16 protein-coding genes are annotated in these 24341 nt (G+C 67.2%); 8 read left to right on the top strand and 8 right to left on the bottom strand.

Annotated elements, in window-relative coordinates:
* Positions 1–2 precede the first annotated feature (2 nt).
* Positions 3–1661, bottom strand: coding sequence for a CocE/NonD family hydrolase (locus KEG57_RS33065; RefSeq protein WP_272459182.1), 1659 nt, complete (start codon positions 1659–1661; stop codon positions 3–5).
* A 55-nt stretch (positions 1662–1716) separates the two neighbouring features.
* Entirely contained in the window at positions 1717–3726 is a 2010-nt protein-coding gene (locus tag KEG57_RS33060) for a M23 family metallopeptidase (protein WP_272426151.1), read from the bottom strand.
* 320 nt (positions 3727–4046) lie between these two features.
* On the opposite strand from KEG57_RS33060, the gene KEG57_RS33055 reads away from it, so the two are divergent.
* The 5 genes from KEG57_RS33055 (at position 4047) to KEG57_RS33035 (ending at position 10597) form a co-directional block, all read left to right on the top strand.
* On the top strand, positions 4047–4190 hold the full coding sequence (locus KEG57_RS33055; protein WP_272426152.1) for a hypothetical protein: 144 nt from the start codon (positions 4047–4049) through the stop codon (positions 4188–4190).
* 172 nt (positions 4191–4362) lie between these two features.
* A complete protein-coding gene (locus KEG57_RS33050; protein WP_272459181.1) occupies positions 4363–5790 on the top strand; it encodes a DUF1254 domain-containing protein in 1428 nt (475 codons plus the stop codon).
* A 136-nt stretch (positions 5791–5926) separates the two neighbouring features.
* Positions 5927–8236, top strand: coding sequence for a PAS domain S-box protein (locus KEG57_RS33045; protein WP_272459180.1), 2310 nt, complete (start codon positions 5927–5929; stop codon positions 8234–8236).
* On the top strand, positions 8233–8685 hold the full coding sequence (locus KEG57_RS33040; RefSeq protein ID WP_272426157.1) for a response regulator: 453 nt from the start codon (positions 8233–8235) through the stop codon (positions 8683–8685). Before KEG57_RS33045 ends, KEG57_RS33040 begins: the two co-directional genes overlap by 4 nt.
* 4 nt (positions 8686–8689) lie before the next feature.
* A complete protein-coding gene (locus KEG57_RS33035) occupies positions 8690–10597 on the top strand; it encodes a hybrid sensor histidine kinase/response regulator (RefSeq protein ID WP_272426159.1) in 1908 nt (635 codons plus the stop codon).
* Here KEG57_RS33035 and KEG57_RS33030 read toward each other — a convergent pair whose 3' ends face one another.
* From KEG57_RS33030 to KEG57_RS33015, 4 genes are all read right to left on the bottom strand, one after another.
* Complete coding sequence (locus tag KEG57_RS33030) at positions 10598–11449, bottom strand: hypothetical protein (RefSeq protein ID WP_272426161.1); 852 nt, start codon at positions 11447–11449, stop codon at positions 10598–10600.
* A gap of 123 nt (positions 11450–11572) precedes the next feature.
* Positions 11573–13483, bottom strand: coding sequence for a redoxin domain-containing protein (locus KEG57_RS33025; RefSeq protein WP_272459179.1), 1911 nt, complete (start codon positions 13481–13483; stop codon positions 11573–11575).
* A gap of 36 nt (positions 13484–13519) precedes the next feature.
* Positions 13520–14317, bottom strand: a complete 798-nt coding sequence (locus KEG57_RS33020; RefSeq protein ID WP_272426165.1) for a hypothetical protein — start codon at positions 14315–14317, stop codon at positions 13520–13522.
* Positions 14318–14428: 111 nt separating this feature from the next.
* Positions 14429–19237, bottom strand: coding sequence for an nSTAND1 domain-containing NTPase (locus KEG57_RS33015; protein WP_272426167.1), 4809 nt, complete (start codon positions 19235–19237; stop codon positions 14429–14431).
* On the opposite strand from KEG57_RS33015, the gene KEG57_RS33010 reads away from it, so the two are divergent.
* Positions 19209–20483 carry a S41 family peptidase gene (locus KEG57_RS33010; protein ID WP_272426169.1) on the top strand — a complete coding sequence of 425 codons (1275 nt, stop codon included), beginning with the start codon at positions 19209–19211 and terminating at the stop codon, positions 20481–20483. The genes KEG57_RS33015 and KEG57_RS33010 overlap by 29 nt on opposite strands.
* Here KEG57_RS33010 and KEG57_RS33005 read toward each other — a convergent pair.
* A complete protein-coding gene (locus KEG57_RS33005) occupies positions 20467–20877 on the bottom strand; it encodes a protease inhibitor I42 family protein (RefSeq protein WP_272426171.1) in 411 nt (136 codons plus the stop codon). The genes KEG57_RS33010 and KEG57_RS33005 overlap by 17 nt on opposite strands.
* Positions 20878–21404: 527 nt before the next feature.
* Here KEG57_RS33005 and KEG57_RS33000 point away from each other — a divergent pair.
* Positions 21405–22109 carry a hypothetical protein gene (locus tag KEG57_RS33000; protein ID WP_272426172.1) on the top strand — a complete coding sequence of 235 codons (705 nt, stop codon included), beginning with the start codon at positions 21405–21407 and terminating at the stop codon, positions 22107–22109.
* Positions 22110–22115: 6 nt separating this feature from the next.
* On the opposite strand, the gene KEG57_RS32995 is transcribed toward KEG57_RS33000, so the two are convergent.
* Positions 22116–23111 carry an alpha/beta fold hydrolase gene (locus tag KEG57_RS32995; RefSeq protein WP_272426174.1) on the bottom strand — a complete coding sequence of 332 codons (996 nt, stop codon included), beginning with the start codon at positions 23109–23111 and terminating at the stop codon, positions 22116–22118.
* Between the two features lie 76 nt (positions 23112–23187).
* On the opposite strand from KEG57_RS32995, the gene KEG57_RS32990 reads away from it, so the two are divergent.
* Positions 23188–24114 (top strand): LysR family transcriptional regulator, encoded by a 927-nt coding sequence (locus KEG57_RS32990; protein ID WP_272426175.1) that lies wholly within the window; start codon positions 23188–23190, stop codon positions 24112–24114.
* Positions 24115–24341: the final 227 nt, after the last annotated feature.

Here is a 24341-nt window from a genome sequence, read left to right as displayed (position 1 = left end):
CGTCAGCCGAGCACCGAGAGCACGATTGCCGAGGGGCGCTCGGGATCGTGATGCACCGTCTGGTCCGCGGGGAGGAGCCGCGTCGCAGTGGCGAGCGGCTCTCCGCTGCCGGGATTGCGGGCGAAGCGCGGGTGCGCGCCGCTCGAGACCTGCACACGAATGCGGTGGCCGCGGCGGAAGCGGTGCGCGGTGGGCCAGAGCTCGATCGTGATGGCCAGCGTGCCGTCGGGCCGCGGCGCGGGGCGGCCGGGGACGAGGCGCTGGATGCCATCGCAAAGGTTCACGGATCGGCCGGAAGGATCGACATCACAAAGCCGGACGAAGAAATCGGTGTGCGGGAGGCTCGATTGCACGAAGAGCTCGGCGGACACGGGGCCGATCACCTCGACGTTCCGGTCGAGCGGGGGGGTCGTGTAGGTCAATACGTCGCGCCGCGCTTCGAGGGCGCGGTTGTCCTGGGGCCCGCTCTCGTCGTTGAGGAGCGCGCCGCCCACGGACGGGGTGGGGTCGGCGGGATCGTAGCGATAATGGTCGGGCGACGACGCCGCGGGGGGTTTGGGCGCGAGGCCGCGGTTCGGCTGGAGATGATAACGCTCCGTGCGGACGCCGGGCGGCGGCCAGGTCGGGTATTCGCGCCATTCGTCCGCGCCCATCACGTAAATGCGCACGGGCGCCTCGCGCAGGCGGCTGCGATCGCCGAGCATGTGCGCGCGGAACCAGGCGAGCGACTCGCGAATGCTCTCCTTGAAGAGGGGCCTCGACGTATGGGACCAGGGGCCGATGGTGAGGTACGGCTTCTGGCCCGCCGCGACGAGCGCGGCATAATCCTGAAGCTGCCAGGGCAGGAAGATATCGTAGAAGCCGCCGATGAAAAGCGCGGGCGCCGTCACCTCGGCCACGGTGTCGGTATGGTTCACCGGCGTCCACCATGGGTCGCCCGGAGCGTTGTGCTCGAGCCAGTCCTGGAAAAACCCGACCCGGTGACCGAGGACCATTCGATCCGCCTCGGAAAGCGGCAAGTGCACGAAGGCTCGTTCGAACGAGCGGCGTGAGGCGAACCGGGTGAGCATCTGCTCGTGGAGGGGTTTTTCCTGGATATGGACGAGCTGTGTCCAGCGCAGCATGGCATCCAGCGAGAAGGTCTCGCCGGGATATTTGAAATCGCGGAAATTGGAAAGCGTGATCTGGGGCGACATGGCCTTGAGCATGGAGCCCGCGTCGCGGGCGATCGCCCATTGCACGAAGCCGAGGTAGCTCGGGCCGAAGGTGGCGATCTCGCCCGAGAACCAGGGCTGCTCTTTCAGCCAGGCGAGGGTGGCGATGCCGTCGTCCTTCTCGGTGCGGAAGGGGTCGAGCACGCCGCCGGAACCAAAGGTGCCGCGGCAGCTCTGGATCAGGACCGAGAAGCCGCGCTCGGCGAAGGGCCGGCCAAGCATCACGCCGAGAGGGCCCGTGCGCCCGTAGGGGGAGCGGACGAGGATCAGCGGTCGCTTTTTGGCGTCGCGCGGAGCATGCCGATCGGCGAGGAGGACCGTGCCGTCGGGCATGGGCACCCGGAGATCACGCTCCACGACGATGTCGCGCGTCTCGGCGGGCGGGAGGTCGAGGAGCCATTCGAGGAGGTGGCTCGGGAGGGTCTTGAGGTCGATCACGTCTCTCATGGAGACGCAGGGCCGGGGAGAACGCAAGGCCTCTGCGTCGCCCGAGCACGAAACCTCAGAGTGCGGTGCTGTAATTCGTGATGTAGTGGATCAGCTCGACATTGCCGACCGAGTTGGTCACCGCGGCGACGAGGTGCTCGGAGCTCGGGGTCGCGCCGAGGGCGACGGCCGAGATCGCCCCGGCGTCCCGCGTGCCCGAGCGGCCGACGATGCCGTTCGCATCCACGCTGAACGACAGCACGCTCAGGATGCCGCCGGTCACCACGCCGACGGCCACATCGCGATCACCGACCTTGACCGACGAGAGGGCGGAGATCGGCCCGGCGTCCCACTCCGACAGGCGCGTGAGCGTGCCGAGGCTCGAGATCTGATAGACTTGCACCCACAGATCGTTGGTCGTCACCTCGCGCGCCGACACGACCGCGAATTCACGACCTGCGTTGCCGACGACCGAGATGTCGACATCGGATGCCGTGAGGGTTCCGCCTCCAGCTTTCGACGCGACCACGCTCCCGGCTTGGGAGACGGTCGAGCCATTGGTGCTGATCGACCAGGAGCGAACGACCACGGCGTTGTCCGAGACGCGGCGCTCGGCGGTGACGACCCCCTTGAATGTGCCGGTATCGCCGCCCAGCGCCTTGCCCGCCACCACGCGGGCGATGTCGACGTCACTGATCGCCGAGCTGGAGATCGCCGAGCCACGCAGGTCGACGCTCAGGTTCGTGAACGCCTGCGTCGCGCCGAAATTGGTCACCTGGAGATATCCGGTGCTCGTGTTCCTCTGGGCCACGGTCACGCCGTCGTGGTTCGGGGCGGTGGTCGCCTTGACGAGGGTAACGTCGGTGGAAGAGGTGTAGCCCAAGGTGCCCTCGACGAGGCTGTTGTTCAACCCGAAGGCGTAGGGAACGAGCTGCAGCTTGCCGTTGCCGTTGCGGATGGTGGCGACGAAGTCCTTCTCCGTCGGATTGATTGTCGCGGCGTCGACCGCCGTGGCCGTGCTCTTCTCCACGGTCGTGCCCAGCGTGAAGGTGTCGTCGGACTCAATCGTGTAGCCGACGGCCTCCAGGTTGTGATCGGCGTTGATGTAGACGGCGGCGCCCTGGACCGTGTCATAGAATGGATCGGTGGTGACCATGACGGACGAGCTGATGCCGACGCTCACGTCGATCGAATCGCGGCGGATCCCCTGCGGGTCACTCCACAAGAGGGTTTGGTGACCGGCCCCGAAGTACCAGCCCGAGCCGTCCATCTGCCACCACCCGTCATTGTCAGCATTCGACGAACTGTCCTTCCACTGCATCCAGCCCTCGTCGAACTCGAGCATCTCGGCCTGCCCGACACAGGGCTCACCCAGGCTGGTCTCGTCGTACGGCTTGACGTGCATGTGCAGGTGCGGCCACGCGGCCCGGCCGGTGTCACCGATCCGTCCGACCGGATCACCCTTGCGAATCGTCCTGGGGGTGGTGAGGACGCTCTCCGGGACAATCTTCGTCCAACCGTCCCCGAGCTCGGGGCAGGCGGGCGGGTTGGTGTAAATGTACATATCGGGATTCGGGCAGAGCGTCGTGCTGATGCTGTCCTGCTTCAAGTGGGCTAGCACGACGACCTTGTCGTCCTCCGTCCGGATGGCGACGAAGTTACCAGCATCCATACAGAGCTTTCCGGGGTCGCCACCTGGACAGTTGACCATGTCCCCGCTCAGGTCGTCATCCGGCATGCGCCGCCAGCAGGCGATCACCTCCCCATCCACGGGCGAGTAGATCGGCATGTCCCACGTCACGTGATCCGACGGCGTCGTGGTTCGAGTCGCCTGCCCGGGCGTCTTGGACTCCGTCCATGCGCCGAGCGACGAATCCCAGCGCTCCGCCCATATGTCGAGCTCGCAGTAAGGCCATTCCGGCGGACAGTTGCCGTGCGCTCTTTGCGTATACGTCATGAAGGTGTTTCCCGGGAGGCTGTCGCCGCGCCACGGCAACTTGATGCGGTAGGCCTGCGCCACCGAAGGCGACGCGAGCGCGAGCCCGAGACCAAGCAAGGAACAGAGATGCTTCAGCTTGCGGTTCATCAGCGAAACCTCAATGCAACGACAGTGAATGGAACGACTTTAGCGCCGGATTGGCGCAGGCCACGGCGGTGGGCAATCGCGAGCCCCTACTGCACCCTTCATACCAGCGCGAAACACGGGATGGATCTCCTCGGGAGCCGTACGTCCAGGAGGGCACTGTAACGTTTGCGTGACGCTCGCCCCCCTTCGATGTCATTGCATCGTGACAGCGTAACGATGGCGTGACAGTTCTCCCGAGAGGGGAACGACGACGTGGTCTCCGGCCAACATGCTGGGAGAGCAGGAGTTGGTCGGCACGAACCCCACGGTAGGCTTGCCAGGTGCAGTACGACGGCTCGGGCGTCCACGATTTCCGTCACGTCGACGAGGCGCTCCGCATCATGGACGCCGAGCTCCGCCGCTGGAACATCGGAGACGACTGGGGGCTCACGGTCGGCGGGATCGACTGCGCCTTTTTCGAGTAGGCGTCGGCTCCGGAGAACCCCCTCGGAGCGGGAGCCCAAGGGCGATCTTCCCGGAGTCCGGGGGATGCAAACTCCCCTGTAATTTCGCCCGAGCGACTCCGGCCACGCGATCATCCCCCAAATCGCCCCCTCGGTATGCGCGTTGCAAACCGTCGACGAGGAGGATGGACGCATGGCAACGTTGTTTACGCGATGTTTTCCCGTCGTCGCGCTGTCGTCGCTTCTCACGTCGTCTGCCGCGGTGGGTCTCGAGCCCGGGCTCGGAGAGGGTGGTGGGTCTCTGACCCCGGACCAGGTGTTCGCGCTGGGCAAGGAAGTTTATGTTTATGGCTACCCGCTGGTCACGATGGAAATGACCCGAAGGGTCATGACGAACGTCGCCGAGCCCATGCAAACACGTGCTCCGATGGGTCGGTTCGCGAATGTTCGCAGATACCCTGATGCGAGTTTCCAGGACGTCACTGCGCCCAACGCCGATACGCTCTACTCCGTGGCATGGCTGGATTTATCGAAAGAGCCCTACATCCTGAGCGTTCCCGAAATGGGGAATCGCTACTATCTGTTCCCGATGCTCGACGCCTGGACGAACGTGTTCGCGTCGCCGGGAAAGCGCACCGTGGGGGGCAAAGCACACGACTATGCGATCACGGGGCCCGGCTGGCACGGCGAGCTTCCCGCCGGCGTCACCGAGATCGAGGCACCGACGAACATCGTCTGGATCATCGGCCGCACCTACAGTACCGGCACGGAGAAAGACTTCGCGGCCGTGAACGCCCTCCAGAATCAGTACAAGCTCGTTCCGCTGAGCGCCTGGGGCACGGAGTACATCCCACCGCGAGGCCGTGTCGACCCCTCGATCGATATGACGACGGCGGTCCGGGACCAGGTCAACGCGCTCGAAGCCCAGTCCTTCTTGAAAATTCTCGCCGACGCGATGGCGAAAAACCCGCCGGCCGCCGCCGATGCTCCGATGGTGGAGAATCTGGCGAAACTCGGCATCGTCCCAGGACGTGTGTTCGACCCGCAGAGGTTCACCCCAGCAGAGCTCGAGGCCCTTTCCCGCGTGCCCGACGCCGCGCTCCGAGATATTCTGGCCCATGCCCCGAACGCCGGGTTGCAGGTCAACGGCTGGACGTTTTCTCTCAGGACCGGCACCTACGGTACCGATTACCTCCAACGCGCCTACGTCACCTATGTCGGGCTCGGTGCCAATCTTCCGCAAGACGCCGTCTACCCGCTCACCAATGTCGACGCCGAAGGCCGGCCGCTTTCGGGCGACCACGCGCACGTGCTGCACTTTCCGAGCGGCGAGCTGCCCCAGGCGAACGGGTTCTGGTCGCTGACGATGTACAATGAGCGGTTCTTTTTCTACGACAATCCACTGAATCGCTATACGCTCAGCCCGCGCAACGCTCTTCAGTACAATGACGATGGCTCGCTGGATCTCTACATCCAGCACGAATCGCCCGGCGAAGGCAAAGAGTCGAACTGGCTTCCGGCGCCGTCGGGTCGTTTTTCGCTGATGTTGCGGCTCTATTGGCCGATGCAATCGGTGCTCGACCAAGCGTGGGTGCCGCCCGGCGTCCGTCGCGTGCGATGACGACCCATGGCAATGACGGCTCCGCTCGGCCCGTTCGGCGGCGCAGAAGCAACTTCCAGCGGAAGGCTCCCTGAGGTCTTGCGCACGGGCTACGTACACCCATGAAATGTTGTACGACGCCCGAACGAGCTCGCCCGTGTGGTCCCCCCCGCAGGCGAGCGCGAGCCCGAAGCCGCCTCGTGAAGGGACCGGGAAGCGGTTCTTCGCGCGGTATGGTGTAGCCATCGCGGCCGTCGCCGCCGTGACGGCGATCCGGCTCGCGCTCGCCCCCTTGCTCGGGGAACATTCCCCATTCCTCATTTTTACCCTCGCCGTCATGGCTGCGGCCTGGTACGGCGGGCTGCGGGCGGCGCTCTTCGCCATGGTCCTGGCCGCCTTCTCCTCCACGTTCTTCATTTTGCGCCCCCAGTTCGAGCTCGAGCTCTCGACGGAGGTGGTGCGCGCGCAGCTCGCGCTCTTCCTGTTCACCGGCGGCGGCTTGAGTTATTTGACGGATTCGCTCCACCGCGCCCGGAACCGCGCCGAGGCCGCCGAGCGAAAGATGCATGCGAGCGAGGAGTGGCTGCGCGTCACGCTCCGGAGCATCGGTGACGGGGTCATCGCCACGGACGAGGTCGGGCTCGTTTGCTTCATGAACCCGTCCGCGGAAAAACTCACGGGGTGGAAAGCCGCGGACGCCATTGGTCGTCCGCTCCACAAGGTGTTCCACGTCGTGGGCGAGGCCGATCGAGAGCCCATGGAAGACCCGGTCGCGAAGGTCTTGCGGGACGGATCCGTCGTTGGGCTCGCCAATCACACGCTCCTCGTCGCCCGCGACGGCAGGGAATACCCCATTACGGATTCGGGGGCACCGATCCTGGACGACGCCGGGCGGATCCGCGGGGTCGTGCTCGTGTTCCAGGACGGGACGACCGAACGCGAGGCGGCGCGGCGGCTCGCGGCGAGCGAAGAAGAGTTCCGCGAAGCCTTCGAGCGGGCCGGGGTCGGCGAGGCGCAGGTGGACCTCGCGACCGGGCGATTTCTGCGCGTGAACCACATGCTCTGCGAAATCACCGGCTGCACGGCGGACGAGCTCGCAAACATGACGTTCCCCGAGCTCACGCACCCGGACAACCGGGCTGCGGATTGGGCGCGCTTTCAGGCGATTGTCCGCGGCGAGTGCGCCATGTTCGACAGCGATACGCGGTACGTCCGCAAGGACGGGCGGGAAATCCGCGTGCGCGTGACCGCCACCATCCTACGGAGCGAGGATGGTGAGCCGCAGCGGGCCATGGTCGTCTTCCAGGACGTGACCGAACGGGCCGAGGCCGAGGAGGCGCTCCAGCAACGAAAAGCGCTCCTACGGGCCGTCACCGATGCCACGAGCGACCTCATTTATGCAAAGGACGTCGCCGGTCGGCTCACGCTCGCGAACCCCTCCACGCTGCAGTTGCTCGGACGCACCGAGGAAGAGGCGATCGGGCGCCGCGACGTCGAATTCGCCCCGCAGGCCGAGCAGGGCCGCCGCATTGCGGAGCTCGATCGTTCCGTCCTTTCGACCGGTCGAGAAGTGACCGACGAAGAGGAATTCGGCCCGCCGGGCGCGGTCCGGACCTATTTGACGACGAAAGCGCCGCTCCGGGACGCGAGCGGGGCCGTCGTGGGCCTGGTCGGGGTCTCTCGTGACATCACGGCCCGAAAGCAATCGGAGGACGAGGTGCGAAGGCTCGCCGCCGAACTCGAGCGGCGTGTCGACGAGCGCACCCAGGCGCTCTCCGAGGCGAACGCGGAGCTCGAGGCATTTTCCTACACGATCGCCCACGATCTCCGGGCCCCTGTGCGCAACATGCATTCCCTCGCCGACGCCCTGCTCGAGGATTACGCGGAAGAGCTGCCCGCCGAGGCCCGCGACTACACGCAGCGTATCGTGGGGGCCGCGGTCCGGATGGACAACCTCATCAAGGATCTGCTCGCGTACGCTCGGCTCGCGCGGGAGGCGATTCGCCTCGAACCGCTCGACCTCGGCAGTGTCCTCACGGACGTCCTCGGGCAAATGCGGCCGGAGATTCACGAGCGCGGGGCCGAGGTGACCGTGGCGTGGCCGCTCGGCCGGGCGGTCGCGCATCGGACGACGCTCGGGCAGGTGGTGACGAACCTCCTCGGAAACGCGATCAAATTCGTGCAAGCGGACAAGAAGCCCGTGGCGCACGTGTACGCCGAGGACCGCGGCGATCGCGTGCGGCTCTGGGTCGAGGACAATGGCATCGGCGTCGACCCCGAGCATCGGGAGCGCATTTTCCGGGTCTTCGAGCGTCTCCACGCGCAAGAGGCCTACCCGGGCACCGGCATCGGCCTTGCCATCGTACGGAAAGGAGCCGAGCGAATGGGCGGATCGTGCGGGGTCGAGCCCAATCCGGCCGGGGGGAGCCGATTCTGGATCGAGCTGCCGAAGCAGGAGGGCGTATGAACATCGCGGACATCGGCGTGCTCGTCGTCGAGGACGACTCGACCGACGTGCTCATGATTCGCCGCGCCTTCAAGAAAGCCGAGCTCGTGAACCCGCTGCACATCGTGGACAACGGGGACAAGGCGGTGGATTACCTGTCCGGCCGGCCCCCGTACGACGATCGCGCGACGCACCCCTTGCCGGCTTTGATCCTGCTCGACCTCAAATTGCCACGGCGCTCGGGGCTGGAGGTCCTGGAATGGCTGCGGCAGCAGCCGGGGATCAAGCGGCTCCCGGTGGTCGTATTGACGTCGTCGATGGAGAGCACCGACGTGCGGAAGGCGTACGACCTCGGGTGCAATTCGTACCTGGTCAAACCCGTCAGCTTCGAGGGGCTGCTCGACGCGGTGAAGGCGCTCGGGGTCTACTGGCTCATGCTCAATCGACGGGCGGACACGGAGGTCGCCTGATCCCATGCGTTTTCTCGTCCTGGACGACAATCCGGACGACCGCCTCGTGGCGATCCGGCTCCTCTCGCACGAGTTTCCCGACGCCCAAGCGGACGAGGTCTTCGACAAGGCCGGCTTCGAACAGGCGCTCGCGCGGGACGGGTACGACGCCGTCGTGACCGATTACATGATGCGGTGGACAGACGGCATTCAGGTGTTGCAGCTCATCAAGCGCCACTGGCCCGATTGCCCGGTCGTCCTGTTCACCGGCAGCGGAAACGAAGAAGTGGCGGTCGAGGCCATGAAGTCCGGCGCCGACGATTACGTGGTGAAGAGCCCCCAGCGCATGGCCCGGCTGCCGCTCGCCGTCCGACACGCCATCGATCGGGCCACGGCCAAGCGGCGGCTGACGCAGGTCGAGACCCACCTCCAGCGACTCACGGACGCGCTCGACGTCGGCGTGTTTCGCGCCACCGCCGAGGGCGAGCTCCTCTTCTGCAACCCCGCGTTTTTGCGGATCATCGGCCAAAGCACGCTCGCGGAGGCGCGGGCGGGGAGCATCAAAGCGCTCCTTTCGCCGCCCGGACAAGCGGACAAGGTCCGCGATACCGAGAGCGGGCAGACCATGGCGAAGCGCGAAATGGAGGTGCGTCGGCCGGACGGGTCGCGGGTCTGGGCGCGGGTGAGCGAGCGCGTGGGCGAGGAGGACAGGCGGACAGTGGTGGACGGGCTCGTGGAGGACATCAGCGAGCGCAAGGCGCTGGAAGAGGGCCTCCGGGCGCGGACCGAGGAGCTCCAGGAAGCGGACCGGCGCAAGGACGAATTCCTCGCCATGCTCGCCCACGAGCTCCGCAATCCGCTGGCGCCGATCCTCAATGCGGCGACCATCGTGCGATACAAGACGGCCCCGCTCTCGGATGCCACGGTGCAAGAGGCATGCGTGATCATCGAGCGTCAGGTCATGACGTTGTCGCGGCTCGTCGACGACCTGCTCGACGTGTCCCGGGTGAGCCAGGGGAAGATCACGCTGCACCCCGAGATCATCGACCTCGGCAGGGCCGTGACGCAGGCCGTGGAAATGGTGCGTCCGCTCGTGGAATCGCGAAGGCAGGCGCTCGTGGTGCAATTGCCGCCCGCGCCGGTGCAGGTGCGCGCGGACCTCACCCGGCTGACGCAGGTCTTCGCGAACCTGCTCAACAACGCGGCCAAATTCACCCCGCAGGGAGGGCAACTCGGTATCACGGCCACGCGCGAAGGGGCCGAGGTGGTCGTGCGGATCACGGACACCGGCATGGGGATCGACGCGGCGCTCCTCCCGCGCATTTTCGACCTGTTCACGCAGGGCGACGTGTCCCTCGACCGGGCGCAAGGGGGGCTCGGGGTGGGGCTCACGCTCGTCAAGCGGCTCGTCGAAATGCACGGCGGCGCGGTGATGGCGGAGAGCGCGGGCCCGGGCAGAGGCAGCGCATTCACGGTCCGGCTGCCGGCGTCGAATGGGGAGGCTGCGGGCCACGATTCCGAATCGCGTGCGGTCGTCGAGGGGGCCAAGGGCCTGCGGGTGCTGGTGGTGGACGACAACCAGGATTCGGCGGAGACGGTTTCCCTGCTCCTGGAAATGCTGGGGCACGAGGTGGAGCGGGCTTATGATGGCCCCTCGGCGCTCGCTATGGCGCGGGGCTTCCGGCCGACCGTGGTCTTTCTGGATCTCGGCCTCCCGGGCATGGATGGATACGAGGTCGCGCGGCAGCTCCGCCGGGAATCCTGGGGAAAAGAGATCCGGCTCGTCGCGCTATCGGGGTATGGGCGGGACGAAGACCGGGAGCGATCACGCGCGGCCGGGTGTGATCTTCACCTGACGAAGCCGCCGAATTTCGAGGTCGTGCGGCAGCTCCTGGACGAACTCGGCCATGCGCGCGTGGGGCGTCCGGCTTGATCACCAGGGCCCGAGCGGCCCGGTCCGATCCCGCACGAGCCACGGCCAGGAGCCGCGGATCAGGGTGACCACGCGATCGTCGACGATATGGCCGATGTGCCCGGCGGTGATCATCTTCGCCTCGACGCCCGCACGTTTCAAAATGGCGAGCGCGGGCGGCGTCGCCGTTTCGCAGGCCGCCGTGGAGCAAACGAAGAGGACACGCTTGCCGCCGCCGCGCGCGAATCGCACGGCGCGGTCGTCCGTCCATGAGCTTTGCCCGCCCTCGCCGAGGACGACGACGGGGAAACGCGCCGGGTCGTCGGCGACGATGGGCACGCCGAGGAAGGCGCCGCGGGAAAACCCGCCGTAAATCATTGGCCCCTCGGCCACGTAGGGCCCGAAGCGTTCGCGGAGCGCTTTCAGGCCCGCGTCGATTTCACGCTCGAGCTCCTCCGACGTCGCGAATCCGAACAGCGGCTCCGGCCCAGAGCGGAGCGGAATGCCGTGGGGGCAGAGGATGAACGGGTATCCCTTCGTCACGCCGAGAAACTCGCCACAAGCCCATTCCGGGCGATCGCGGGACCCGTGCACGCCGATCAAGATGGGCCGCGGCGACGTCGTCCCGATGGGCGCCGCGATCACGGCCTCACGAAAACCTTCAAGCGGAAGGCGCACGAGCCAATCGCCGCCGAGCGGCGGAAGCGCAGGGGCCGAGGGAGCGGGCGCGCTCGATGCTGGCGGGGCCGGTTGCGCCGTGGGCGCGGCAGTAGGCGTCGACGAGGCATGGGGCGCTCGATCGCACGACACGAGCAGGAGCGTGGACGCGCCGAGCATGGCGCCTACCGCGAGGACGCGCGACCGGGCGAGCATCGGGGGGAGCGTAGCGCGCCTTCGGGCTCCGTGCAGGCGGGGGTCGGGAAGGAGACGTGCGACTTCTGGGATACGCGGCTCGGCTTCACGCCCTGACCGGGCGTGGCCGCGGCGGCGGGAGGGTCACTCTGCGAGGAGCTCTTCGATCACCGCGGCCATCGCGTCCGGATCGTATTCGTGGCTCGCGTACCGGACGGTCCCGTCTTTGCCGACGATCACATCGACCGGGAAAGGATTGGGCCCGACGAAGTTCGTCGTCACGGCTGCGTACGTGCTCGCGGGCTCCTCGATGCCGAGCGGGAACGAGACCCGGATGTTCTCGCAATAGGCCTGCACGTCGCCGATCTTGTCACTCGTCTCCCGCGGATTCAGGGCGACGATTTCGAGCCCCTTGTCCCGGTACGACTGCCAGAATCGCTCCTCCACGTCCGGGAGGTGATTCGCGCAGACCGGGCAGAACGTGGCGAAGTAGCTGAGCAAGAGCACCTTCCCGGCCGAAGCCTCTGACGTCCACGTCGTGCCGTCGAGCATGGTCGCCGTCGTGGCAGGCAGCGGGCTGCCAATGGTCACGCCCGGCGCATTGCCGACGAGATAAGCCTTTCGCACCGGGGCCGCGGGGTCGTCCGACACGATGTGCAGATACCCGACCTCCTCCTCGGCGGACGACGCGACATACGTCACCTCGAGCGAGAGCGTCTCCCCCGGCTCGATCCGGGCCTGCTTCGGCTCGACGCCGAAAGCGTCTCCGCTGATCCAGTTGTCGACGAGCGTGAGCGGCGCGGTGCCCTGGTTCGTGACCGGGATCTGGATCGTTTTCGCGGCGCCGGACGCGACCTTGCCGAAATCGAGGCGGGCTGCCGTCTCGGGCAGGCGAATGTTGGGGGCGAGGCGGTCCGGCTCGAGGCGGTACGAATACGGGTTTTCCCAGGCGCCGATGAAGACGTCCTGCCCCCGCGCGGCCACGCCGAACGTGCGCATCGTCGGCAGCTCGCGATCGGCGTCCTCGTAATCGAAGGGCCGCGGAATGCGGACGGCGGCGACGAAGCGCGGGGCCTCGGGCGTGGTCACGTCATAGACGCGCACGTCGTTCCACGCGGCCACGAAGATACGGCCCTCGGAAAACGCGACGCGGAGGGCCGTGCCGGGCATCTCCGCTCGGCCCACCACCTTCGGGCTCGCGAGGTCCGAAATGTCGACCACGGCGACGCCCGCGGAGCCGGCGGCCACATACGCGTGATTGCCGTCGACGACGACGCCGCGGGCCTGTCCGCCGATGGCGACACGGCCGAGCTCCACGGGCTTCGCCGGATCCGTGGCGTCGACCGTGGAGAACCCGCCGATGCCGTCGGCGACGAACACGTGATTGCCGCGCGCGGCGATGCCCCACGCATTCGTGAAGCCGCCGAGGCTCCCGACGCGCGTGAAGCCATTGGCCGCGTCGTAATCGTACACGCCGAGGCCATTCTCGTGCAGGCCGACGAAGATGTGGTGATTCGCGACGTCGACGCCCTCGTAGCTGACGCCGGGCTCCTGGAGGACCGGAAGCTGCACGGGCACCTCGGGATCGGTGATGTCCCAGCCGCTGAGGAAAGCCGGATTCCGGATGTTGCCGAGGTGGGTGGTGAAAACGAGGTTCTCGTCCCAGGCGAGGTGCTTGCAACCGGGCGTGCGTGTATCGCCGGGAATCGTGTGCTTGAGACCCTCGCCCGTCAGGGCCTCCATGTCGTTCGCGTGCTCGGCGTCGATCACGTTGAACGTGTAGCTGCAATTGAGGAGCAGGTTGTCCTCGCGGATACGCACCTCGTCGGTATGGCTACCGACCTCGGCCAGGTTCTGGAGCTGGACGAGCGGGCTCAAGTAATGCCCGGGTTCGAGCGCGGTCGGCACGCACTCTCGTCCGACCGCCTGCGTGCCCTCGCCGCATGTCAGGCCCGGGGTCTGGGACGGCGGCGGGGCGTCGGAGCAGCCGGCGAGGAGCAGAAGCGAAGAGGCGCCGAGGAGCGCGGCGTGGGTGCGGGAGATCGTTCGTATCAAGGAAGGAGTCGTCATATCGTGCCTTTCTGTGCCAGATCAGTCTCTTGATATCACGAGCCAAGTCAACTCGGTGATGCCCATCTGCGGCGCCGTCGCAACGCTCGTGCCATCGGCCTCGCCCGGGACCGGCTCCGAGAAGGCGCCGTCGATCTCGCTGATCGTTCGAAACTGAACTTTCGTCCCGGCGGGTAGATCCGACGGGGCTCGAATGGCAATGGGGGAAGAGCTCACGGCGGCGAAGGGGTGCAAGGCATACACGGCGACGAGCTCCTCGCCCTCGGGCACGACCCACGGGCAAGCTTGGGACGGCGGAATGCGCCGGGCGGCGATGTCGATGAGCGTATCGCCGAGGTAGGGCGTGAGATCGGCGACACGCAGGGTCAGCACGATGCCGTCGCCGGCCGTGAGGGTTTGCGGATCTTGCGCAGCGGGTCCGATGAGCGCCCCCTCCGGGAGGCTCGGGACGTGGAGGGAGCCCACGTCGATCAGCGACGAATCGACGATTCGCACGGGGCAAAGCGCGGCGGACTTGCGGGGCGTGGCCGTCGGGTCCGGCAGGGTCTTCAATGCGACCTCGGCCGTGGGCTCGATTGGGAAAAAGAATCTGCCGTCCGGCTCGGCATCGCCGAAGAGGCAAAGGGTCGCCATGCAGGCGAGGACTTTGCCGCCGCCGATGGGCTGATCCGCGTGGTCTTTCAGGATTCCCATGATGCCTGGTCCCACGGGTGCGGAGCCATCGGCGCCGGCGTCTTTTTCGGTATTGTTGCCGGGCGGCGGGTTTCCGCAGCCGGCGGCGAGGAGGGCAAGGAAAGCAAAAGAGACAATGTGGACCATGGTTTCACCGAAGCACCGCGGGGTCATCATCTCGCGGCCTTGGGAGGGTCGCATGCGCGACATGGACGTGCAAATCGGGTTCCGGCGCCTCGGGCCTTGGGGGACGATATGTTATGGCTTCTCCGGCCGGAGCCCGATGGGCAAGGACCCGTCGGGGGCAGCCGCGCGGGCCGCTTCGACGCGGCGCAGGCACGCCTCCTGGTGCGCGCGGGCCGTGGCTTCGGACACGCGCAAGAGCTCTCTCCTGCGCTCGATGGGCATGCAGTAGGTCGTCGCGGTCCACAGCTTCGGGTCATCGATGCCGCGGAGGGGCTCGAGGTCGGTCCAGATGCGCGCGGTCTTGTCGTCGGACGCGGTGACAATACGCTTGCCGTCGGGGCTCCACGCCGCGGAGCTGACTGCGAAATCGGAGCTGCGTAGGACCAGGGGCTCACCCGTGCCATCCGCGTTCCACACGCGCACGGTCTTATCATTCGACGCAGTGACAATGCGCTTGCCGTCTGGGCTCCATGCCGCGCACAAGACTCCATCCTCATGACCACGAAGCACGAGCGGCTCGCCCGTGCCATCGGCGTTCCATACCCGCACGGTCTTGTCCCACGACGCGGTGACGATGCGCTTGCCGTCCGGGCTCCACGCCGCGGATAAGACCTGAGCCTCATGACCACGAAGCACGAGCGGCTCGCCCATGCCAGTGGCATTCCACACCCGCGTCGTCCTATCCGATGACGCGGTGACGATGCGATTGCCGTCCGGGCTCCACGCGGCCGAATAGATGACATCGTCATGATCACGAAGGACCAACGGCTCGCCCGTGCCGTCGGTATTCCACACCCGCGCGGTCTTGTCGTACGACGTGGTCACAATGCGCTTGCCGTCCGGGCTCCACGCCGCGCACACGACCATGTCCTCGTGGCCACGAAGCACGAGGGGCGCGCTCGTACCATCCGCACTCCATACCCGCGCGGTCATGTCTCCGGATGCAGTGACGATGCGCTTGCCGTCGGAGCTCCATGCTCCCGAAAAGACGCGATCCTCATGACCACGAAAGACCAGGAGCTCACTCATGTCATGAGCATTCCAGACCCGTGCGGTTTTATCCAAGGACGCGGTGACAATGCGCTGACCGTCAGGGCTCCACGCCGCGGAAAAAACCCCATCCTCGTGACCATGAAGCGAAAACGTCCCACCCGTATCCTCGGCGTCCCATACGCGCGCGGTCTTGTCCCACGACGCGGTGACGATGTGCTTGCCGTCGGGGCTCCACGCCGCCGAAAGGACCATCAACCCGTGACCACGAAGGACCATGGGCTCACCCGTGCCATCAACATTCCACACACGCGCAGTTTTATCCCATGACGCGGTGAGAATGCGCTTGCCGTCGGGGCTCCACGCCGCTGAATAAACTCGATCTTCGTGACCACGAAGCACGAGGGGCTCGCCCGTGCCATCGGCATTCCATACCCGCGCGGTCTTGTCCTGTGACGCGGTGACGATGCGCTTGCCATCGGGGCTCCACGCCGCCGAATGGACCCAGGACGCATGACCATGAAGCACCACGGGCTCACCCCCGCCATTGGCATTCCACACGCGCGCGGTATTGTCCAGGGATGCGGTGACGACACGCTTGCCATCGGGGCTCCACGCCGCTGAATGGATCCCCTTCTTGTGATCACGGAACACCCAAAGCTCCCTCATGTCATCGGCGCTCCACACGCGCGCCGTCCCGTCCATGGACGCGGTGACGATGCGTTTGCCGTCGGGGCTCCACGCCGCCGAATAGATCCGGCGCTCGTGACCACGAAGCACGAGAGGCTCGCCTGTCCCATCTGCATTCCACACACGCGCAGTTTTGTCCCAGGACGCGCTGACAATGCGCCTGCCGTCGGGACTCCACGCCACCGATTGGACCGTATCCTCGTGACCACGAAGCACGAGAGGCTCGCCGGTGCCGTCGGCATTCCACACCCGCACCGTCTTGTCCAAAGACGCGGTAACGATGCGCTTGCCGTCGGGGCTATAGCTCGCACACGTGACCCAATCCGGATGGGTCAGCACCGCGCGAGCGACCCCGCTGTGCAAGGCCGAGCGCGCGAGCATGGACCACCCTCGCGGCACGCCTGGCGGCTCGATTTCGCGCAAAATCGTGAGCACGGTCGTAGGGTCGGCTTGCAGCTCACGAGCCGTGGCCATGCGGGTGGCGTTGCGCGCATCTCGGGCTTCGGCTTGCGCACGAGCCGCTTCCTGGTCGGCGCGGACCGCCAGATACGACACCATGAGCGCGACCGCGCTGAGCGTGGTGATGACGCCTATGGCGATCCGCAGGCGCAGCCGCCGTGCGCGCTCGGCGAAGGCCACGACAGCCAAGAGAAAGCGAACTTCGCGCTTACCGAGCCCATCATTCCAATTGTTGCCCCCTTCGGCACGACGGCGCTCGCGCCATTGCCGGGCGTCCTCGGCTGCGCGATCCCGCCAGAGCAGGCCTTCAGCTTGGCCACTCGCCTCCCATTGCTGTGCAGCGGTGCGTAATCGGGCCAAAAATTCCGCGTCGTGCTCGCTCTCGGCGAGCCATTGCCCGAGCTTCGCCCATCGGTCGATCAAGGATTCGTGGACCAGCTCTACAGTGGTTCCCTGGCGCTCGCCCCCTGTCTCGATGAGCAAGAGCCGCGCGCCGGCCAGGTGCTGAACCACGCGCGCGATTGCTTCGCGGGCGCTCCCCTCGCCGTCCTGGGCAAGCTCGCAGAGCTCGTCCAGGCTCACCACGGCGCGCGTGCGCTCGGGCGTCACCAGGCGGAGCAAGACAGCGCGCGCAAGCCGCTGCTCGTGCAATGACATGGCCGCGAGCACGGCATCCGCGTGGGCGGACAAGGCGCCGGCGACGCCGCCGATCTTTTCGTATCCCTCCTGCGTCAAGACCCGGCGCTCGCGATCCCGCGCCTCCCAGAGCTTCGCGGCCGTGAATTGCAAGAGCGGCAAGGGGCTCCGCGTGCTCTCCAGCGTGTGGAGCACATGCTCGACCATTTCCTCGGTCTGGAATCGATGACCGGAGGCCTCGATGGGCCGGGTCAACGCTTCGCGCAACCCCTCGCGCTCCATGGGTGGCAAAAACCAGAGCCCGCGGGTCACGTCGACCATGAAATGGCGCTCGTCGGCCATGCGATCGAGGAAATCCGAGCGAATGGCGAGCAGGACGCGCAGAGGTGACGAGGCGTCGTCGGCCGCGCCCGAAAGACAGGCGACGAACACGGCCCGCACCTCGGGGTCGACGCCGAGCGTATAGAGCTCCTCGAATTGATCGACGAAAAGCAGGATCCGGTGCCTGGGTCCCCCACGCCGACAGCGCGCGCGCAACCGAGCGCCCAGATACCCCGGCTGCGCGCGCAAGGTGGCGACGAGCCCGTCGTGATCGATGTTCTCGGCCGAGCCCGCCGTCTCGGCCACCTGCACGAGCACATCCACGAGCGAGGACAATGGCTCGCGACCCGGGCGCACGATGAATGCTTCCCAGCCGTCGCCCGAGCGCTTCAATGCAGGGATCACGCCCGCCCGCACGAAGGACGATTTGCCCGCCCCGGAGGGGCCGGCCACGCCGAGCAACGGCTGGTTGCGCAGCCACCTCGTCACGGCGGCGATCTCGCGATCGCGGCCGAAAAAACGCGCCGCATCCGCCTCCTGAAACGCGGCGAGGCCAGCGAACGGGCTCTCGTCCTCGCCCAGCGAGAGCCCCTTCCGGCCCGGCAAGAGCGCTTCGAGCTCGGCGAGGAGCTCTTTGGCCGAGCCGATGCGCTCGGCCCTGCGCTTCTTCAGGCAGCGGTCGACAATGGTGCCGAGTGGACCCACGTCCGGGCGCTTCTCGGCCATGCTGGGCATGGGGACATCGAGGTCCACGACCTCCGAGAGCCGCGCAAACGAGAATGGATCGAGCGGGTGCGCCCCCGTGAGCAGCTCGTAGAGGATGATACCCACGGCCCAGATGTCCGTGCGAGGATCGATGTCCCCGCCCAGCAATTGCTCGGGCGACATGTACGGGGGCGTCCCGAGGATCACCTTTTCTCGGGACTCTCGATCGCCCTCGGTGAGCGTGTGCGCGTCCGTGATCGTCGAGATGGCCTTGGCTTCGACCTGCTTCGCAATGCCGAAATCGAGCACCTTGATCGGCCCCGCGTCGTCGAGGAGGATGTTTTCCGGCTTGAGGTCCCGATGCACGATCCCGAACTGGTGCGCGCGGACCAGCGCGCGCACCACGGGGATCACGAGCTCGATGGCCTGGATCGGCGACATCGGTCCGGGGCCCTCGTGCTCGGCCATGAAGGCGCGCAGCGTGCGGCCTTCGATGTATTCGAGCACCATGTACGGATATCCGCAGAACTCGTCCACCTCGTGGATGACCACGATATTCTCGTGCTTGCAGCGAGCCGTGGCCCGCGCCTCGGCCAGAAAGCGCTCGGCCGTTTCTCCAGTGTATCTGTGGAGGAGCTTGATGGCGACCAGGCGGCCGAGCTTCGTATCGCGGGCCAGGAACACCGTCCCCATCCCGCCCCGACCGAGCTCGCGGATGAGCTCGTAATGCTTGATGGCGGCGCCGACGCCGACGGGTTTTGGGGGCGTGTGCCGCAGGATGGGTTTGGCGGGCGGCGCCACCAGCTGCAGCAAGGGAACCGTGCCACGAGCCGCGGGCGACCATTCCTGTGGTCGGTCGCGTTTCTTCATGCAGTCTCGACGCGGCGCGCGCCGCTCCCGGATCCGGACATGGAGCGTAAGGCCACGAGGGAGGGCGAACCAGGGATCGACCAGCGCTTTCCTCGGCTGTGCCGCGAAACCGTGCTCTCCCCCCGAGGTTTCCCCCGCGCCCGGTTGCACGAGAACGGACGCTCGGCTAGTTGGCCTCGGCATGCGCGTCTTTGCTGCCACGTTCGCCATGGCCCTCCTCACGACGCTTTCAGGTTGCGCCTCGGCGCCGCGTGGCGTCGCGGCGGATGTCGACCAGCTATTGGCGGAGATCGGCGAGAAGTACGGCTACTTCGGGGAGCAGTCGATCGACTGGGACGCCGTGCGCCGCCGGTATGCCGCGCGAGCGGACGGTGTCCACAGCAAAGCGGAACAGGTCGCCCTCTTCGAGGTCGTGCTCGACGAGCTGCACGACGCCCACGCGCATCTCGGCACCAATACGAAGCATTCGTTTCGCCTCGTGCCGAGCGGCGCGGATCTGTGGGCCGAGCTCGATGGCGCGCGCGCGATCGTCACGCAGGTCCGGCCGGGCAGCGCCGCGGCGCGGGCGGGCCTGCGGGCGGGCCAGGAGGTCCTTGCGATTGGCGGCGTCCCCGTCGCGCAGGCCATTGCGGAGCGGCTCGGGATGTCGAGCGCCGACCCCACGGCGCATGCCTGGGCGCTGCGTAGCCTCCTTTCGGGACGCCACGACGAAAAACGCCGGCTTCGTATCGTGACCGCCCAGGGTCCGCGCGATATCGACCTCGCCGCCCCCGAGGTCCCGTCCGGCAACGGACCGCTCGAGCATCGCCGGCTCGCGGGCGGCGTCGGTTATCTCCGGATTCACAATTCCCTCGGCGACGACGCGCTGGTCCCTGCGTTCGACGCCGCGCTCGCCGAGCTCGCCGATTGCCGCGCGCTCGTGCTGGACTTGCGCGACACCCCGAGCGGCGGCAACACGGCCATTGCCGAGGCGCTGCTCGGGCGCTTCGTGCGGGAGCCCCTGCCCTACCAGAAGCACGAATTGCCGGGCGTCGGCTGGCAGGGGCGGAGCCGGGTGTGGGTCCAGTATGTGCTGCCGCGTGGCCCTTTCACGTACGAAAAACCGCCCGCCGTGCTCGTCGATCACTGGACGGGGAGCATGGGCGAGGGAATGGCCATCGGGGTCGATGCCATGCGCCGGGGCGTGGTCGTCGGCACGCCCATGGCGGGGCTCAAGGGCGCCATCACGTCGTCCACCCTGAACCAAAGTGGGATTCGTTTTGCGATCCCGGTCGAGCGGCTCTTCCACATCGACGGCACCCCGCGGCATCGCTGGCTCCCGCCGGAGCGTGTCGATCTCGTCGGGCATGACGGGCCGGGCGAGGATGCGATCCTTTCGCGCGCGCTCGAGATTCTCGCGGCGCCGTCCCAGCGGGAGTCCGCGAGGGGGACGACTCGTTTCAGCGCCTCAGGGTGACATCGACCTGCCAGAGCGTGGCTCCCGCGACCCCGGGGTCGAACGGCCTCAGATAGAGCATTCGCAGCCACTCGCCCAGTTCGTGGCTCGCAGAGACCGCGGGAACGAAGTGGAATTCCTCGATGCCCGGGCAACCCACGGCGCCCCCCGGGCAACGACCCGGGACGTACCGGTGCTGGGTCAGCTTCATGATGGAGGTCGGCGAGAGGACCATGTGCCACGAGTAACCCGTGGAGGCGTTGGATTCCAGGCGCAAGATCACCTCGTCCCCCGACTGCACGGTCACCCTTTTGCCATTGTCTGCGTTAGACAAGACGATTTCGCGTGCCTGCGCGCTCGCCGGCATCATGCCGACCAGCGCAAGGATCGCCGAATACGAGTAGAGCTTCCTCATGGTCTCCTCCTCGGGGCCGTCGTCTTCGAGCGCGCATCGATCCGCGCCGCCACCCCTCCATGTCCATATGGGGCGGAGCGCAGCCACCGGGAGCGCTCTGCCAGACGAAATCACCCACCTCGACGAGCGTCGCCCCCCATGGTCCATCCTGATCAGCGCCCCCTGACGAGCGTCAACCCCCGCTGGCCATCGTGACCAGCGCCCCCTGACGCGCTTCAACCCCCGCTGGCCATCGTGACCAGCGCGCCCCCTGACGAGCGTCAACACCCTCTGATCATCGTGACCAGCGCCCCCTGACGAGCGTCAACCCCCTCCGACCATCGTGACCAGCGCCCCCTGACGCCGATCAACCGCCGCTGTCCATCGCGATCAGCGACCGCTGACGCCGATCAACCCCCGCTGACCACGCCGGCGTCGTCTTCCTGCTTCTCCGCGAATGAAATCTTCCGCCTGTCGTTCAACGGGCACCCGCTCGCGCAGGTTTTCCGAACACGCACATACCGGGCCTCCAGCCCAGGGAGAGCATCATGCGCAAGTACCGCCACAACGTCTCGTCGACCGTCCGTTTCGAGTATGGCGTCGAGCTCGCCGCCGGCCTCTCGCAATTCCCGGAGACCGCCGCCGCCGCGAACGATATCCGGACCGTCAACGACGCCCTCGGCGCCCAGCAAGACAAGCGCCGCGCCCTGCGTATCCCCGTCGTCGAGACCCGCGCCGCGCTCCGGTTCGCCGAATTCGGCGCCGAGCGCGTGATCCGCTCGTCCCTCCGCGCCGCGGAAATCGAGGACGGCGGCCGGCGTGGTCGTATCTGCGCGTGTCTCTTTCCGAAAGGCCTGCGCCCCGTCGTCATCCCCATGGGCAAACGCCAGGTCAAGCCCCTGAAGGAGCTCGTCGAGCGGCTGCAAAACGCAAAACTCGCGGGGATCGACGATTACCGCGCCGCCTGGTTGCCCAAGCTGAAGGCCGCCCTCTCGACCCTGGAAGCCGCCGTCGCCGCGCACCTCGAAGCGCTCACCGCGCACGACGAGGCCTTCAAGGTCGAACTCGCGCTCCGCGACGCCCACCACGACGCCGTCGACAAGGTGATCGGTATCGTCCGCGCCGCCTTCCCCCGGAATCGCGAGCTGCAGGACGTGATCTTCCCGGTCGTCGAGAAGAGTCGGAAGGGCGCGAGCGAGTCCGACGAGGAATTCGATCCCGAGCCGACGAGCGCCGCGCCCGCCCAGAGCTGATCCCGCCTACTTCTTCCCCACCCCCTCCCGCCCCCCATTCACCTCCCGCAAGAACCCAGCCAGCTCCGCATTGAACCGCTCGCGCGCCTCGTAAAACGGCGCGTGCCCCACGCCCTCGTACACCGACAGCCGCGCGCCACGAACGAGCGACGCCGTACGTGTCGCCATGGCAACCTTGGCGTGGCGATCCTCCGCTCCATGAATCACGAGCGCCGGGACCAACAGCGCGCGCAGCGATTCGTCCGCTCCGTCGAGCGGGATACGCCCGACCGCGCCCTGCACCTCGACGGGCACCATGGCGTTGTACATGAGCATCGTCTCGAACTCCGCGGGGGGCGGCGGGACGACGAAGCAATCCCGAAGGAATTGTCGCATGGCCCCGAGCCTCGTCGACAGGTCCTCCGACCAAAGCGGAGGCATCTCGCCGAGCAGCGCGCGATCGAAGCGCGTCACCGCGTCCACGAACACGATGCCGCCCAGCCCCGCGTCCCCATACGCCCGCAGGTAATCGAGGATCACCACACCCCCGAGCGACCATCCCACGACGACCGGCCGCCGGAGCCCCGCTCCCTCGATCACGGCCCGGAGCTCGTCCCCCCAGCGTCGGGCCTCCTCGTAATACTTCGTCTCGATCGGTTTGTCCGATACGCCGTGGCCGCGCAGGTCGTACGTGACGAGCCGGAAATCCTTCGCGAGGCTGCTCTCGATCTGCGGAGCCCACGAGAGGTGGCTTTGCGAGAGACCGTGAATGAAGAGCACCTCGGGACCTTTCGGATTGCCCCATTCCTGCACCGCAATCGATAGCCCATCCGGCGTCTTCACGTGGACCTGCTTGGCAGGCGGCAAGCGCCCGTCCCCGGCGACGGCGTTCTCCGCCTTCGCGGCCACGACCGGGACGCTCGGCGCCGGAGGCCGCGCCTCGCCGCAGCCTGCCGCCATCGAGACCATCAAAAACGCGAGCGCCTCGGCCCACGGGCGCCGCATCTCCGTCGCATTCCTCATCGAGAGCATCTCCTCGCCGTGCGTCGAAGGCCTTGACGTAGGTCCACGGCCGCGCTGAATCCAACCGATACGGCGCATGACGATCATCGATCACACGCATCTGGCGAGGCTCGACCTCAACCTGCTCGTGGCCTTCGATGCTCTCCTGACGGAGCGCCACGTGACGCGGGCAGCGGCGCGCCTCGGGCTCAGCCAGTCGGCCATGAGCCACAACCTCGCGCGCCTGCGTGACCTCTTCGGCGACGAGCTCTTCGTGCGCACCGAGGGCGGCATGCAACCCACACCACGCGCGCAGGAGCTGTCGGCGCAGGTCCACAACGCGCTCGCCGGAATCCAGGCGACGCTGCAGGCGAGCGCACCCTTCGATCCCGCGCGCGACGAACGGCATTTCCGCATCGCCGTGTACGACGACATGGAGATCGCCCTCCTGCCGCCGCTGCTCGCGCACCTCGATGCGCTCGGCTCGAAGGTCCGGATCGAGATCCGCCCCTTCGTGCCGGCCGAGGTCCCCGACATGCTCGACGCCGCCGAGCTCGACCTCGCGATCGGCGTCTTCAGCGAGGGCCGCACGCACCACAAGCGCCGCGTGATCTGCACGGGCGATACGTACCTGTGCCTCTTCGATCCCCGCGGGCACGAGCCGTCCGCGCCCATGACGGCGGAGCGTTATGCGGACCTCCCGCACGTCCGCATCTCGTCACGCGCGGCGCTGGAGGACGGCATCGACGCCGCGCTGGCGAAGCAGCGGTTGAAGCGGCGCATCGCCCTGAGCACGCCGCACGCGGTGGGCGTCCCCTACTTGCTCCGCCGTCTCCACGCCGTGGCGACGCTGCGCCGGAGCGTGGCGCTCGCCGCGGCCGAGACGCTGGGGCTCTCGACGGCGGACGTCCCGATCACGCTCCCCAAGACCGCGATCTCAATGGTGTGGCATGCGTCGTACGACCACGATCCAGCGCACCAATGGCTGCACGAGGAGATCTTGCGAATCGCGCGCGAGCTCTGAGAGGGTGTTCCGCAGCGTTGCGCCGGGGTTTCACCCCGGACCCCGACCAGGGGTTGTCCACCCCTGGACCCGGACCAGGGCAAGCCCTGGACGCGGGGCGACAGCGCGCGATGCGCGCTGTCGACAGGGAAAACGTCACTACGAGGTACGGCAGCGCTGCTGTCTCAGCTGGCAAAGTCGTCGTGGGTCTTGCCACGGCCTGTTCGATGAACTGCGCATCGCGCAGT

The organism is Polyangium jinanense, from assembly GCF_028435365.1.
Note: the sequence above shows the minus strand (reverse complement) of the source record. Positions and strands in the feature narration are given on the sequence as shown.